At 53.4% G+C, this 13057-nt stretch carries 15 protein-coding genes and 1 pseudogene; 9 read left to right on the top strand and 7 right to left on the bottom strand.

Annotated features, from left to right (window positions below):
- The first annotated feature begins 660 nt into the window (after positions 1-660).
- From RBB80_RS02735 to tnpA, 6 genes are all read left to right on the top strand, one after another.
- Positions 661-1191 carry a hypothetical protein gene (locus tag RBB80_RS02735; protein ID WP_433966804.1) on the top strand — a complete coding sequence of 177 codons (531 nt, stop codon included), beginning with the start codon at positions 661-663 and terminating at the stop codon, positions 1189-1191.
- Between the two features lie 59 nt (positions 1192-1250).
- Positions 1251-2147 carry a hypothetical protein gene (locus tag RBB80_RS02730; protein ID WP_433966803.1) on the top strand — a complete coding sequence of 299 codons (897 nt, stop codon included), beginning with the start codon at positions 1251-1253 and terminating at the stop codon, positions 2145-2147.
- On the top strand, positions 2144-2764 hold the full coding sequence (locus tag RBB80_RS02725; RefSeq protein WP_433966802.1) for a hypothetical protein: 621 nt from the start codon (positions 2144-2146) through the stop codon (positions 2762-2764). The genes RBB80_RS02730 and RBB80_RS02725 overlap by 4 nt, the downstream gene beginning before the upstream one ends.
- Positions 2765-2856: 92 nt before the next feature.
- Positions 2857-3366: a hypothetical protein gene (locus tag RBB80_RS02720; RefSeq protein ID WP_433966801.1), complete on the top strand. Its 510-nt coding sequence runs from the start codon at positions 2857-2859 to the stop codon at positions 3364-3366.
- A gap of 49 nt (positions 3367-3415) precedes the next feature.
- Positions 3416-4372: a hypothetical protein gene (locus RBB80_RS02715; protein WP_433966800.1), complete on the top strand. Its 957-nt coding sequence runs from the start codon at positions 3416-3418 to the stop codon at positions 4370-4372.
- A 145-nt stretch (positions 4373-4517) separates the two neighbouring features.
- Entirely contained in the window at positions 4518-4907 is a 390-nt protein-coding gene (gene tnpA, locus RBB80_RS02710) for an IS66-like element accessory protein TnpA (protein ID WP_433966799.1), read from the top strand.
- 781 nt (positions 4908-5688) lie between these two features.
- Here the strand turns inward: tnpA and RBB80_RS02705 are convergent.
- The 4 genes from RBB80_RS02705 to RBB80_RS02690 all read right to left on the bottom strand — a co-directional run bounded on the left by RBB80_RS02705 (position 5689) and on the right by RBB80_RS02690 (position 8811).
- Positions 5689-6180, bottom strand: coding sequence for a hypothetical protein (locus RBB80_RS02705; RefSeq protein ID WP_433966798.1), 492 nt, complete (start codon positions 6178-6180; stop codon positions 5689-5691).
- A 411-nt stretch (positions 6181-6591) separates the two neighbouring features.
- Positions 6592-6966 (bottom strand): hypothetical protein, encoded by a 375-nt coding sequence (locus RBB80_RS02700; RefSeq protein WP_433966797.1) that lies wholly within the window; start codon positions 6964-6966, stop codon positions 6592-6594.
- A gap of 88 nt (positions 6967-7054) precedes the next feature.
- Entirely contained in the window at positions 7055-7282 is a 228-nt protein-coding gene (locus tag RBB80_RS02695; RefSeq protein WP_433966796.1) for a helix-turn-helix domain-containing protein, read from the bottom strand.
- A 530-nt stretch (positions 7283-7812) separates the two neighbouring features.
- On the bottom strand, positions 7813-8811 hold the full coding sequence (locus tag RBB80_RS02690; RefSeq protein WP_433966795.1) for a DUF262 domain-containing protein: 999 nt from the start codon (positions 8809-8811) through the stop codon (positions 7813-7815).
- A gap of 92 nt (positions 8812-8903) precedes the next feature.
- On the opposite strand from RBB80_RS02690, the gene RBB80_RS02685 reads away from it, so the two are divergent.
- Positions 8904-9494, top strand: coding sequence for a hypothetical protein (locus RBB80_RS02685; protein ID WP_433966794.1), 591 nt, complete (start codon positions 8904-8906; stop codon positions 9492-9494).
- The gene (locus tag RBB80_RS02680) at positions 9478-9876 is read left to right on the top strand and encodes a hypothetical protein (protein ID WP_433966793.1); all 399 of its coding nucleotides are present in this window, start codon (positions 9478-9480) and stop codon (positions 9874-9876) included. Before RBB80_RS02685 ends, RBB80_RS02680 begins: the two co-directional genes overlap by 17 nt.
- 285 nt (positions 9877-10161) lie before the next feature.
- On the opposite strand, the pseudogene RBB80_RS02675 reads toward RBB80_RS02680, so the two are convergent.
- Both RBB80_RS02675 and RBB80_RS02670 read right to left on the bottom strand, forming a co-directional pair.
- A pseudogene (locus RBB80_RS02675) lies at positions 10162-10474 on the bottom strand (Mu transposase domain-containing protein); the annotation flags it as partial.
- A 61-nt stretch (positions 10475-10535) separates the two neighbouring features.
- On the bottom strand, positions 10536-11057 hold the full coding sequence (locus tag RBB80_RS02670) for a hypothetical protein (RefSeq protein WP_433966792.1): 522 nt from the start codon (positions 11055-11057) through the stop codon (positions 10536-10538).
- Positions 11058-11486: 429 nt separating this feature from the next.
- On the opposite strand from RBB80_RS02670, the gene RBB80_RS02665 reads away from it, so the two are divergent.
- Positions 11487-11618, top strand: a complete 132-nt coding sequence (locus RBB80_RS02665) for a helix-turn-helix domain-containing protein (RefSeq protein ID WP_433970064.1) — start codon at positions 11487-11489, stop codon at positions 11616-11618.
- A 116-nt stretch (positions 11619-11734) separates the two neighbouring features.
- Here RBB80_RS02665 and RBB80_RS02660 read toward each other — a convergent pair whose 3' ends face one another.
- Positions 11735-12262: a hypothetical protein gene (locus tag RBB80_RS02660; RefSeq protein WP_433966791.1), complete on the bottom strand. Its 528-nt coding sequence runs from the start codon at positions 12260-12262 to the stop codon at positions 11735-11737.
- Positions 12263-13057 lie beyond the last annotated feature (795 nt).

Here is a 13057-nt window from a genome sequence, read left to right as displayed (position 1 = left end):
CTCGCCGATGCCACGGGCGCCGTACTCTCCGATCATGGGGTCTGGGATGTCGAGAAAGGTCACTACCCGAAGAACTGAAGAACCATCCCGGAAATGTTCTACGCAGCGTACGGTTTCAAGCTAGTTGAAATCGACGGAAAAAGAGACGGCAACCAGGCACGTTTGAGGAGTAACGAAAGGTCATCGCCGCCGAGCGTGGCGTGGATCCGCATGCAACACCCAAGACAGTGCTTGCAATCGTCGACGCAGACCACCGCCGCTCCGATTCTTTCTCGGTCACTTCGGCCTTTCGCGTGTGCGCGACGCATACCACGGGCGGATCGCTCAATGGGAGCAGTGGGCCGACCTGTCCAACTCAACTCAAGGGCAACCGACAAAAAACATCCTTCTCGTTCTAAGCTGCGGGCGTGACTACGCAGTGCTATGACCGGTTCGATGGTACTGCGAAGTCTGCTCTTTGAAAGTGATCGTCAACTGGCGAGAAAAGCGTTTATGAGGACTCAGAAGTTCTGCAGTCTTGCCTCGCTGAGAGCGCACGGGGCTTGTCACATAAAATGATTTGCAGGTCGCCAACAACATATGGAATCTGCTCGAGTTCGAATCAGGCCATTTCGCCTCGCCTTCCTGGTTGAGCCAAGGGACAGGAAAGCTCTGAAGCGCGTGTTCGAGATGAATTCGTCGTTATGGGGAGGTGCTTTCAATTACATCATCCCACTGTTCAAGAGCGTTCCTACCCGCTACAAGCAGAAGTATCAGAAGCAGATCGCCGCGAAGGCGATGATCAATGGGTTCATCGAAGCGTTCCAACCGGATTACGTGGTGGAGACCCGCGCCGGACAAATCAGGGGATATGGTGTCAACTTTCCTGAGAAACGTTCGACGTCCTTCGACGAGCTACTGGCACGCGATGAACAGAACAGGTGCCAAGTCGGGGTAGACCTCCGAAGCATCTGCCACGCCATGTACGTTGAGCAGTTTCAATTCGTGCAGCGGCACGGGCCTGAAGTCGTAATTCCAACTTGCAAGGACAGCCGCTATGCGCTGCTCTTCGCAGCGATGTTCGGAGCTTTTCCAGAGAAATCTGACGTAGCGGAGGTCTACGTTGATGCCCTCGACGCGAAGCATAAAGAATACGAGGCGCTCGAGTATCCGGACCTTTTGATTCACGAAAACTCTTCCCGCTGCGGGTAACACGCCACAAACTTGAGACGTTCCGTAACAGCCATAGCTGGCAATCCCACCTATTCTTCATGGACGAGACCTCAGAGTGGGACTTGATTGAGTACTGGAACTACAGGGCTTTGGGGTGGCCGATCGTTCCTCTGCCCGCGCGACTGGCGCCACACCTGAGGGGATTCTGCGAAAAGTTCATCGCGGACCACCACCGCCCCTTTCCGCCTCCGTCGAATGCTTGGTACGCCACCTCGCTGCTATGCGCGAAATCTCAATCCTTCGAGGGTATGCAGGCATTTGTTAGGACGCTGACGATTCCAGATCACGATCATCCATTGACGATCGACCCGCGTGTTCCTCGCCTTTGGGAAGAATGGGGGCGGGGAGCCGATCATGCAAATCCGCAGACGGTCACGCATGCGCAGGAATCGACGAACGCCCACTTGATCGGTAATGGTCTTCATATCAGCTTTCAACCGCATGAATTTGCTGAATCAGACCCCTTTTGCTCGCGCTATCTCGCTTCGGCAAACGTGATCGAATCGATCGGCTCAAACACGCCCGTCATTCCGTGGAACCGGAACGTGGCCGCGAAACTTACGTACAACTTCGGACAGGAAAAAACTTGGATTTCGCGCGAAGGGATCGTGACGTTCGGAGGTACGTATGGAAGCACCGAGCATCTCCGAATGCCGAACCCAATCAATATCTTCGGTGCTCTGGCGGAAGCCTCTGGGTTTCAGTTGTCGCTGTCGCCAGCCGGGCGAGTCTGCGAGCAAATTATTTCATCGTTTGGAAGTCTCATAGCGGTGCGGACCATTCTGGAATCGAAGGATCTTCTTCGAATGCTGGACCGCATGGCCCACGAGGGTCTGGAAGTTGAGATTGAAGAGCCCGGTGATGATCCGGAGAAAAGAAAGAGAGTAAAAAAGCCTACGCTCCGCTTCGCGAGGTCCAACGGGTGCTTCGGATGAGCAATCAGGCTGACGCCTCAAGATTGGACCGTCATCTGGCGGCGTTGACACGTTGCAATGTCCTTCGGCTCGGCATGGCGCTGAGATGCGACTCTTGCTTGCATACGAGTTGGTTCAGCCTCGAAGACCTAAAGCACACTCTCAATTGTTCGGGATGCCTGACGGAGTTTTCCTTCCCGGCTGGCGTGCCGCCTTCAAACGCCTGGGCGTATCGCGTGCTCGGTCCGTTCGCGACCTCGAATTTCGCGCATGGTGCATATTGTGTGGCGGCCGCCATGCATTTCATCGAAGAAAAAGTTGCTCACAAGGCGACTATGATCCCAAGCTTCGAGATGAAGAAAGACGGGCAGGCGGAGTTCGAAGCCGACTTCGGAGCGTTCATCACTATGGGTGCGTTGAGTCAGATCACGACGCCCTACTTGGTCTTGGGCGAATGCAAGTCATTCAATCGTTTCGAAGCAAAGGATTTCGAGCGGGCACGGAGAGCCGGAGAGCTTTTTCCTGGCGCTGTTCTATGCTTCTGCACATTCAATGATTCGCTCAACTCAGCCGAGATCACGGGACTGAAGAAGATCGTGGAAGTTGGTCGAGAGAATTTGGATGTTGGTACTCGTTAGCTCCGTCCACTCCGATGCTCCAATCGTTGCTGCCTAAGCCCATGTTTGAGGGATTTAGCGGATCCGCTTCACTCGATCGCATTCGAAGATTGATGGCTCAGACTATTTGGTGGACAGCAAAAGAGATCGAGGCATCTCTTCCAATAGAGCGGTTTGCTCTAATCGCCGGGCAAGAACGTGACTTACAATCTGTTTTCAACGCTGTCACAGAACAGCACATCGAAAGGCTCATCATTCGTGATCCCTATTGTGGAACGAACACATCCCGGCTTAAGGAGCTGATACAGTTTCTCAAGCAAAATGCCACGGCGCTAAGCTCGGTGGAAGTGCATTGTCGCGAATTGCATAGCGAGGACAAGCGGTACGAATCTGTTCCGCAGATGACAGAGCGCATACAGAGAGAACTAGCTTTCTCAGACATGAAAGTAAGTGCCTACGTTGCTTCCTTTCATAAGCATCGCCTCTTTCATGATAGGAGTCTGGAGATCGGCATCATTTCTTCACGGGGATCGAAATTAACTCACAATTACGATCTCTCCGGTGGCGTCGACCATTTGATGGACAAGAGTCGAGCCACGACGGTCTATCGCTATGCTGACTGAGTCTCGCGTGTAACCGTCACCGCATCACGGCGACAGCAACCTGAAACTCATGAAGCCATATATATTGCTGCACATGGGTATCACAATTTCTGCTAGAGGTGAACACAGAACTATGGATTTCGACTTCGATACGATTTGGACCGCGGTCAAAGACACAGCGAAACGTGGAGGTGAAGCCGCTACGTTCATCATGACAGCAGGCGGCTCAGGCGCCATTGAGAAGAGTCTCGCCGCTTATCAAGGTGAGTTAAGCAAGCACGAAGCCTCTGCTCGGGATTTCCGAGCCGCCGAATTCGACTTTAGGTCAGAAGTTAATCTCCTAGGTAAAGAAACTGCGGAATGCATAAAACTACTCAATGATGCAAAAGATTTGGTCGAACGACTGTCCTACTCAGCAATGCGATCCGCAATCCCAACAATTCCTGGGTTCAGGCCGCCTGATATTTGCAGCGTGCGCGAGACGATTGCGAACTTCGACGCCGCGATTGTCGCAGGAAAGGGCGCGGGCCTAGGCGTAGCTGCATCCACTGGAGCTTGGATACTCGTTGCACATCTCGGAACAGCTTCCACTGGAGCTGCAATCGCTGGTTTATCTGGAGCGGCAGCCCATAGCGCGATCTTAGCTTGGTTTGGCGGAGGAGCACTTGCAGCGGGAGGAGGAGGCATGGCTCTTGGAGCCTTTACGATTGGCGGCTTGGTGGGCCTCCCGCTCATTGCATTCTCAGCTTATAAGAGCTACACAGAGGCGTCCCGCATCGATGATGTGCGCAAAGAAGTCGAACAGGCCAACGCAAAGAATAGCCAGAATACTGAAAAACTGAACCAAATTAAAACGGAAGTTGTGAAATTGCGAGACGAAGTAATTGAGAAACGTTCTAGATTCGTTTTGGAATTTGGGTTGGTTCGCGAAGAGTCAAGTAAGTTGGCCTATAAAATGGCGTCAAGCGCAAACTCCTTTGCAGCTGATCTCATGGCTAGTAGCCGCGCGAGAGGCGCGACCATGTGACCGCCGTATTGCCGCTATTATTCCTCCTCGCCTCTGTGTGTGCGGGGTAAGCGTGTGACCTTCCCCACTGGATTTATTGTTGGCTGCAGGATGATGATGCGGTCATGGAACGTGGGAAGTTGTAGGGGCGAGGCGGACGCAGCGGGTGCATCGGGTTGGGCGGAGAAGCGCCGGATCGTGGAGTTCGTGCTTCCCAGGGGTGAGCGTGGCGCGTGTAGCGCAGTCAGAAGGTGTAAACGCGAATCAGGTATTCAAGTGGCGGCGAGAGTATCGCAACGGCCGGATGGTGGAAGTCGAACAGTCCACAACATCGTTGTTGCCGGTTGTGGTTTTCGCAACCAGTTTTGAAGCCGGTATTGCTTGTCCAGAACCAGCAGCGCCAACCGCTGCGATTCACATTGAGTTCCCGGGTCGAGCAACGATCAACGTCGAGCACGGCGCAGATGGTTCTTTGCTGCGGATGATTCTGGAGGCCGCAGGCGTGACCAACGAGCCCCCCGTGGAACGAGTACTTCGTCTCCTGCCAAAGCAGTAATTAAATGGAACACAACAGGAGCGGGATAATCAGAGTTCCACTCCAGTCACCCCGTATCTGGACAGGGCTTCTATCAAGCTACCGAGGATTGGAGTTTCGCTATTACGCATATTTCGCCTTGTGATCCTTGAATACGTCCTGCACGGCGTTACGGAATCTTTCGACAACGACTACCTGGTTTGGCTGGAGCTGAGAAGCCCATTTTAGCCGCTTGTGAACGAGAAGTTTTTGAACCGAAGTCGACATCGAATTGGTTACAAAGAAGCTCTCTCGCGCCGACAGATCAGAGCACAACCCCACAAATCCACGACCCAGAAACAGTCCAATGTTGCTAGCATAGAACTTGCACTCAACTGTTAATACGCACTGGTGAGATCGAGGTGGAACTGAGTTCGTGCGACTGAGAGAGCCTTCCGCGGCCGTCAAAACGACAACGTCTGCCTCGTGTATCAGCTGAGACTTGCCGCTAACATAAACACCGAGGTGCACTTCTAACATAGGTATATCGGGAAACTGAACTCGAGCGTAACTATAGTTCTGGGTAGAGGAGTACAAATGCGCGGGGCTCGTCCTGAATATAAACTGATTAGGCACTGATCCATCTCTATTGCGAAAGTCGATTGTGCCGCCTTCATTCTCGGCGGCATCGACTACGAGCCCGAAGACGTACGCTTCAAAGACGTCACCGCCAGCAGATTGAGCAGTAAGATTTATAGGCAAGTTGGAGAGAGAAGCGTCAATCTCATTCAACAAGTCGGGTAGGGGAGGAAGTGTCGCCATTTTACCGTGCTCTCTCTCGAAGTGACCCGATCGCTTGCCGCAGCGAATCCACTTCGACTAAAGCCGATTCCCTGTTGCCATATGGCAACTCAGACGAAATTTCACCATCCCGTTCAAAAAGGATCCCACGGTATGGATGTTTACTGTCTCTGTCCGCCAAGTTGCTCATGACATAAGACTGCATATCACTGCTAGATATGATCGTGCGTTCTATTGCATCTAGAAGCAAATTCAATTCCTCCTGCGCCGAATAGGATTCTGTGGTCGGCACAGTTGTTTTACGACGAGCGGCTTTCTTTTCTTCTCCCGCAGAAGTGAGCACTCTCATATGGATCAGATCAGGGGCGTCCTCCTGTACCTCAATTACAGTGCGCACTGCAGGTTTGCCGAGGCGTAGCGTCTCGTCAATTTCTCGAAGAATCCAAGTCAGATTTGACTTGGCTAGAGATTCTCGAACTCGACGCACGGCGAAAAGAAGGTCGTCCTCATTCATCTTCGCAATATATCAGGCGATCTCAACTGACGCAGAAATCCTTGACGTGGAGTGCCTTGGGAAATATGCTTCTTATCACGGCATAAGGCTAGGATTCCGGGAAAAGCCACCAGGACAATCGAGCAGATCGCCCTCGCCATTCATTGCCGTTCTTTTTGAATCGAGCCTTCACCAGAACCCTTTTTCTGAGACGTGGACGTAGTCGCAAATAAGCGGCTTTCTTGGCGTACTGCTTAGCAGCCTGTGATGTGGAGTCGATGGACTGCGCAAGGAATTGCAGTAAGAGACTTAGTATCTGCGGCGCTTCTCCGGGCTATCGACGTTCCTGTACCAGAGTCGCCTCTAAGATCCGATACTTCTCCTCCGCCGTCCCCAAGGAATGCCCATATGCGGTAGAGCCGTCCACTCGAACTAGTAAGTGCGAGTGGAAAGCGCTTGCCAAAGGTGTATGGAGTGGCGTCGGACATCACCACTGTGGTCAGTAATACTGACGGATGTAGCTGTATGCCTTACCAAAAGCTCCTGATCAGTACGGAGACGGTACTTGACAGTGGGCGGAGCTCCTTCTGAATCAGGCGCTCGCCCTGAGTCGTTGTCTGCCACTCGGGGACCGAACTTCTTCACGATGTGATCGATATCAGTCACCATGCGTTTCACAATGACGTGAGTGTTCGTGCCCTTCGCATCTTCGAATAGCTCCGTCAGGGCCTCCTTCGCCCGATCACGTTCCTCTACCAGGTCGACGTCCTTCTCAGCTTCGACGACTTGTTTAGCCAATTCGAGCATCTCCTTCAGGAATTCGAGGCTAGTGAGAAGGCCCCGTTCGTGGCATTCCTTTGACCTTCTCCAGTCGAGACACGATCACGCCGAACCGTCAGACTCCTGTCCTGCGCGTCTCCAAGAAGGCAGCAAGCTCTGCCGGGTCGCACATGTTATTTTTGCCAAGTCGGAACGCCGGTAGCGTACCCGCATTAATCCAGTCGCAGAGAGTGTTTCGGGTTATGCCGAGGATGGACATGACCTCTGAGGCGCGGACATAAGTAGTCCGCTGCCTCAGCTGTTCGATGATTGTATTTTTGAGTGTTACTTCGCTCCGAGTCATGAAGGCTAATACCGTTCAAGTGGTGCCCGCTCTGAATATCAATACGAAGATTTTTCAATTTTTCTTTTGATACCGCCAAAGGTTTGAGGATCCTTTCTATACCGACGACGCTATTACCTGAGCCGAGATATGGACACGTTACCCAAGCAAACGGGCAAAGGAGGATTATTGCTGCGTTTTTTTCGAGAAGTTTCGATTCTTGACTACCGGTTGTACATAACTCGCCAGATCATGCGACGGTAGAACCTATACGTCCATCAAAATTTTTCCTGACGATATTGCAGGTTATTGGGAGCTGGTCGGTATTAGTGTGAGGGCGCCCCGCGCTCTGCACCTAAATCGAACGCTGGAGAAACAGATGTCCATGGAAGTCAGTCCCACCAGTAAGCCCATCCCCGTGGTATCAGCGACACAGGCCGCCACGTCGAATCAGAACTCACCCACTTCACCCCTGTACAGTCCGGATCGCTCGTAGTCGCGCCGAAGAATACCCCCGGGTACTTCCTCACAGTCGAATCAGAGGCCTTCCGTCATCTCCGAAAAGCACAAGCAGCACTCCGTAACTGGCGGTCGCGGCGAACGGACTGGCTCAATCCTGGGAACCCTTGAGACGGTTCCTTCACAAGATCATCGAGGAACGCTCGGGCGTTTGCCTTGGTGATTTGTTTTCTAAGGGCCTTGTAAAGTGTCTTTTCGGTGATGTACTCGTAGCGCGACAGCCAGTAATGGTGAATGAAGGTGGAAACACTTAGGTCCGCCTGAGACGTTTCGAATGTTTGCAGAATCTGCCCCCACTTGTCCCGGGTCAGGTCAACGCCGCTGTTCGAGGGTGTTAGAAGTCTTGTAAGGTGGCCCTTCACTAGGTCAGACAGCGTGAGATCCTTTCCTCGGGTATTCAGGGTCTCGAAAATGATGTAGGCATCGTCGTCGTTATCCAGCGCCGTGAAAATGAGCTCAAGACCGAGAACCTTATCCCTGACGTTGATAAGTTCGGTTCGCAACTCCACTTTCTTCTTTTTGTCAGAGATGCTTGGTTTGTCATGCACCGTAGCGACCAGGTCGGCCAGGTTGCTTTGGAAGTACAGGAACGCCTGCTTCAGCAACTGCTCTTCAGGCCCAGCCTCTTGAGGAACTCCTGGCTTTCCGGAAAATTTCTGGATGTGCTCCTGGAAATATGGATAGGAAGTCTCCGTCTGCAGTACATAGTAGAGCTTGTCTGAAATGTCCCGGCGCTCTATCAGGCCATGGAGGCCCTTGGCCAGATCGGGGAAACCCTCCTTCTGGAAGGTATTGCGGAGGGCGCACAGTAGCAGGGTGATTGTCGTCAGGCGCTGCTGGCCATCGACGACGCCGAGCGCGGTCTTATCGTCATAAACGACAAAATTTCCGATAAAATACTGCTCGTCGTTCTCCTTTACGGCATCATTCCAGAAATCCTCTATGTTCGTCCGGTCCCAAGAGTATGGTCGCTGAAAGCGTGGAATACGGTAGAACGACTCTTTCAAAAACTGGCCCACCTGCTTGTCCATGCAAGTAATCTTCATGTCGGAACACACCTCGAAACGGATTTCCCACGGGCGAACTGAGGCTTATCGCTGTAGAGAATTACAATCTTACCTCTATGCCAAACAGGAATCTGGACCCGGAAGAGCTCAAGCACGCCAATGCCTTGCTGTCGGAAATTCGAGAGAGACTAATTGCATTGGCTGGGGACGATCCGCTCCTGCTCTTCGCATACCGCCGCAAAGTTGTGAAGGAGCTTGGATACGATGAGCGCAGTAAAGTGGTCTTCTGGGAAGTCAAGACAGTCAACGACAGTCGTATCCGTTGCAGGGCCGAGTTAGAGGAGGACAAATTCCCTCACGTGCTCAAGCAGCTATACAACTATCGTGTCTTCCTTGAGCAGGATCGGCACGTTGAGCAAGTGGAAAGTGCATACCGAAATGCGGCTAAACTTCTTGTAAAGTTGAGAGCACTAGCTGACGAGATTGGACCCACGCTGGCGTTGGGGCCCAGCATGATAGCAGCCCGCCAGGCCAAAAAGCTCGCCGTGGCCCCCTTGGCGGCTCTAGCGGTGGTTGACCTGCAAGCAGACCCCAAGGGGCCGGCTTGGATTAGCTGGAAAGCCAGTCATGAGGGCAAGCTCTTAGGCAAAATCCCGATGCGCGTTTTGGAAATCCCCGAGCCTCTAGTGTTTGCGGGCGCTCAGTGAGCGAAGTTCGACTCACCGTCCATCGCGCCCCTCCGGAATTTTCGGCAAACCGATCGATCGGGACTTCAGACTCTGGAAGAGCGGGTCGCCGTTCGAGGTGGGGCCGTTTCGGATTACGCCGCACCTGACCGATCACAGTGCCTTTGACGCCCATATGTTGCTGATCGAGGTGCAGGGAAAACGCCTCCTCTACTCGGGTGACTTCCGGACGCACGGGCGCAAGTCCCCCTTGGTGGACCGCTTCATGGCTGCGCCGCCTTCGGACATCGATGTGCTTCTAATGGAGGGCACCAACCGCTTCGCCCGACGATCTGAGGGCCTTTGCCAACAGCATGCAACCGCGGTGGCTGGTGCCGATTCATGGGGTTGCCTGGGACACTGAAGCCGAAGGGTTTCTCGTATTCGCCGCCTGACAGACGGCGAATCGATGACGCTGCTAGCTGATGAGTGATAAGACGTTCTGCGAACCACGCCCTGGGCGGATGAGACTTGCCAAGTGGGCGCCAAATTCAACATTCTTTTCGTTGAGGTTGGTAGTTAGCTAGGCTCATGGTCGGCACGCAGGAAAGTTCTGAACTCGTTTGGTAGTCGGCCAAGCCTCCAGTCAGCGCGGAAATCAGAATATTGGATCGACCCTCCGTTGGCCGAATCACCCCGATGGTATGGAAGCGCCAATGTTGGCTCCGGCCTTGTGAGCACGCGCCAGCAGTTGAAGCAACTGTGGTGGCGTGCGACGCGGGCGATCCGCATCGCGGATGCGGTGCCCGCCACGCTTGCCGCTCAGATGCTCGCGCAGCAACTCACCGGTGCGGCGATCAAGCAGACGCACGAACATCGCGTCCCATTGCACGTGCACCTGACGCCCGATCCAGCCCGTGACGCTCCGTAGTAGGCCGCTTCAACCTCGACGCAACCATCCAGGTGCACCGTGCGCTCGCCATATAGTAGTAGCGGAACGGCTCCAGCGGCAGAGCTCGCAAAAAGGCTTCTCACTTCAGTCGATGAAAATCCGTCGAGGCAAACCGTCACGCTTAGAGCTTCTTAGGACGACCTCGTCGGTTCTAACGCTCCTAAACTCCTGATGCATTCACGCAGCCTGTAAGTATAGATAGATGACCCCTGCTCAATACCTTTCTTCAGTTCAACCACCTCCCGGAAAGGGGGATTGATTCTGGCGTCACCCACGACTGTCGTGAGTAGGGTGAGGTCGGTTCGAAGATTGTCTAGCACGTCAAGAATTCCCAAGAGAACGTCCTGCACATTTTCGAGCTTTACGGGTTCTCCGGGTTTCAGTTCGGAGGCACCCGATTCACGATAGAGAAATTGTTCTCCTTTCTTCGTCAATTCAAGCGCAGCATTGTGTTCGGTTACGTAGCCCTTAGATGTAATGTCAGCCCACGCTTGGCGAACCTCTTCGTCACGAATGAAGCCAGCTTCCCAAATTATCGAATCGCCGAAATCGGCAGGATGAATCATCCCGCCCGCTTGTAACTCACGCTTACGGAAACAGCCAAGTATCCTCTTTGCGGCGGGGGTAAGGTCTTCAGTAATCAATTCCTTCATCAGTATTGCTCCTCTTTCCTTTTTGATTCTAATGGCCGTCCGTTCAGTACGAAGGGGCGAAGACGCCGGGGGAACTCTCTTCGGGCACAAAATGGAAACTATTAGCAACGGACGAATAGAAACTGTCCAGCTATGTTTAAGCGAACACTTCAAACAACGGGAAGACAGCGATTCTAATATCAGCGTGAGCGTGGGTTGGCCACTTTCGCTTGAGCAGCCTGAAATAGCGTTTCGACCCGGACCCTGCCCACTAAAGAAAAACAACAATCTCTGGACGGTACGCCACCGACCTTCTTCACCCGGATAGGGACATCGGCGTGACCGTGGCCGTAATACGCCATACCGTCTGCCGCATCAATCCCAGAGAGGGATTCGAACCACCGGTAAGCCAGACGCTGCCACTCAAGGGGAACCCTCGACCATGAGCGGATCCCGAAGCTACGCCGCGCCCGGAATTGGCGGCAGATTGACCTTGCCGAGCAGTCCGGCGTCCACGAGGTACATATTTCAGATGTGGAGCGCGGCGCACGAGAGCCCGAGAGCTGGGGCTGCGCACCCTGAGCAAAATCACCTCGGCTTTGGAGATCACTCTCTCGGAATTGCCAAAGGGTTGTGATCGGGCAACCAGCTTGCAGAGCTACCCCTTCGTCCTCCGCGTCTACCTGCATCGTGGATAGCTACTGAACAACTAGCCTTTCGAGTCGACTCAAGTCCTCTGCGCCATCGTGTTCAATGAGCAACTCCGACCGCTCAGCAAGAATCTCCCGGGCAAAGCTCTGAGCGTCACGATAGGTTGCGCCAGGATGAGCCGCACCATTGAAGATCACCGCGACACGGTTTATCTTCCGAGGGATGACAAGCTCCGCCGCGTAGCGTGCGTACTGCCAAAAGGTATGGGCCACCTTGCCAGTGCGATTTATTGCATCCTTTGGGGCCTGAATCGAGAGATCAATTCCGTCCAAGACTGTCAGTCGGTCCTTGGTTCGGATCAGTAGGCTCACTTTACCTACCCCGGCGATCTTTCGCCCAAGCACCTGTTCAGCATTGGCATTCTCAATGACCGTTGGGTTTCTGTTTTGGATAAGGGGCCTCGCGAAGCTCAACAGATGTTCTGCGAAGCGCGTATCGGCGGAGACTTTTTGGGATGCCGCCACAGCCAATAGTTCAGTCTCTTTGCGAACTACAAAGCGTTCGAGAAGGCGCATTTTGATCGCGTCAGAAACCGGGAGACAACCTGCCTTTCAGCCGAAAGGCAGAGTTGCGACCCTAAGCTGGCTAAGGCCTGTTCCATGCTTAGATTCCGATCTTGCAGTTGACTGTCGAGACTCTTCATCAGAAATCTTAAGAGGCCTACCTCGAAATTGGGTGCGAAGCACCGGACGCGAGCGAAGCTGGAGTCGTAGACCAGCGTTCTCCTGTTGCCCCGGTCGGAGAAAAGGAGAGCGATACATAGGCGCTCCCCGTCCTCTGGTTCAGGCTGGAAGAAGACGAGGCGATATTCTGCGATGCGCTTGCCTATATTGAGTTCCATACATCCTCCACAAGCGTCTGAATCTGGGCCGAACGTCGGGACAGAGCATCACACGCACTATCGAGCCAATCAATGCCGATAGCGGTTGCAGAAGGAGATAACAGCTCCCTGCAGTGCTCCAAATTGAATTCCGCTATCTTCCTCATGATGTCTTGGGGTGGGTGCAGAAAGCCCCAGCCACGGATTAGACTCCCCAATTGTCCTCTTGGCCACAACTCATTGCTCATCACTTCCGCGGTACGCATCAGCGGCAGGGGCCGGAGTACGACAGATTTCTCAAAATCGATGAAGAACAGCCGGATTTTATCTTGTCCCGAGGATTGTCCGATCAAATTACCCCAATTTCGGTCTGTGTTTGCGAGCCAGGTATCCACGGCGACAACTCTCAAAAGGTCGGCTACGTTCTCTATTTTGTCACGTTCCCACAACCACGCCGATACGTCTCGGATACCACGTAAGTCTTCACTGC

It is taken from the genome of Tunturiibacter gelidiferens, from assembly GCF_051013345.1.
In the GTDB taxonomy this organism is placed as follows: domain Bacteria; phylum Acidobacteriota; class Terriglobia; order Terriglobales; family Acidobacteriaceae; genus Edaphobacter; species Edaphobacter gelidiferens_A.
Note: the sequence above shows the minus strand (reverse complement) of the source record. Positions and strands in the feature narration are given on the sequence as shown.

What these genes read in the sequence shown, in the direction of transcription:
- RBB80_RS02705 (WP_433966798.1), bottom strand. Translation starts at nt 6,180, where the DNA reads ATGAATGAGGACGACCTTCTTTTCGCCGTGCGTCGAGTTCGAGAATCT.
- RBB80_RS02700 (WP_433966797.1), bottom strand. Translation starts at nt 6,966, where the DNA reads ATGCTCGAATTGGCTAAACAAGTCGTCGAAGCTGAGAAGGACGTCGAC.
- RBB80_RS02660 (WP_433966791.1), bottom strand. Translation starts at nt 12,262, where the DNA reads ATGCGCCTTCTCGAACGCTTTGTAGTTCGCAAAGAGACTGAACTATTG.
- RBB80_RS02715 (WP_433966800.1), top strand. Translation starts at nt 3,416, where the DNA reads ATGAAGCCATATATATTGCTGCACATGGGTATCACAATTTCTGCTAGA.
- RBB80_RS02725 (WP_433966802.1), top strand. Translation starts at nt 2,144, where the DNA reads ATGAGCAATCAGGCTGACGCCTCAAGATTGGACCGTCATCTGGCGGCG.
- RBB80_RS02690 (WP_433966795.1), bottom strand. Translation starts at nt 8,811, where the DNA reads ATGGACAAGCAGGTGGGCCAGTTTTTGAAAGAGTCGTTCTACCGTATT.
- RBB80_RS02670 (WP_433966792.1), bottom strand. Translation starts at nt 11,057, where the DNA reads ATGAAGGAATTGATTACTGAAGACCTTACCCCCGCCGCAAAGAGGATA.
- RBB80_RS02720 (WP_433966801.1), top strand. Translation starts at nt 2,857, where the DNA reads ATGGCTCAGACTATTTGGTGGACAGCAAAAGAGATCGAGGCATCTCTT.
- RBB80_RS02695 (WP_433966796.1), bottom strand. Translation starts at nt 7,282, where the DNA reads ATGACTCGGAGCGAAGTAACACTCAAAAATACAATCATCGAACAGCTG.
- RBB80_RS02730 (WP_433966803.1), top strand. Translation starts at nt 1,251, where the DNA reads ATGGACGAGACCTCAGAGTGGGACTTGATTGAGTACTGGAACTACAGG.
- RBB80_RS02685 (WP_433966794.1), top strand. Translation starts at nt 8,904, where the DNA reads ATGCCAAACAGGAATCTGGACCCGGAAGAGCTCAAGCACGCCAATGCC.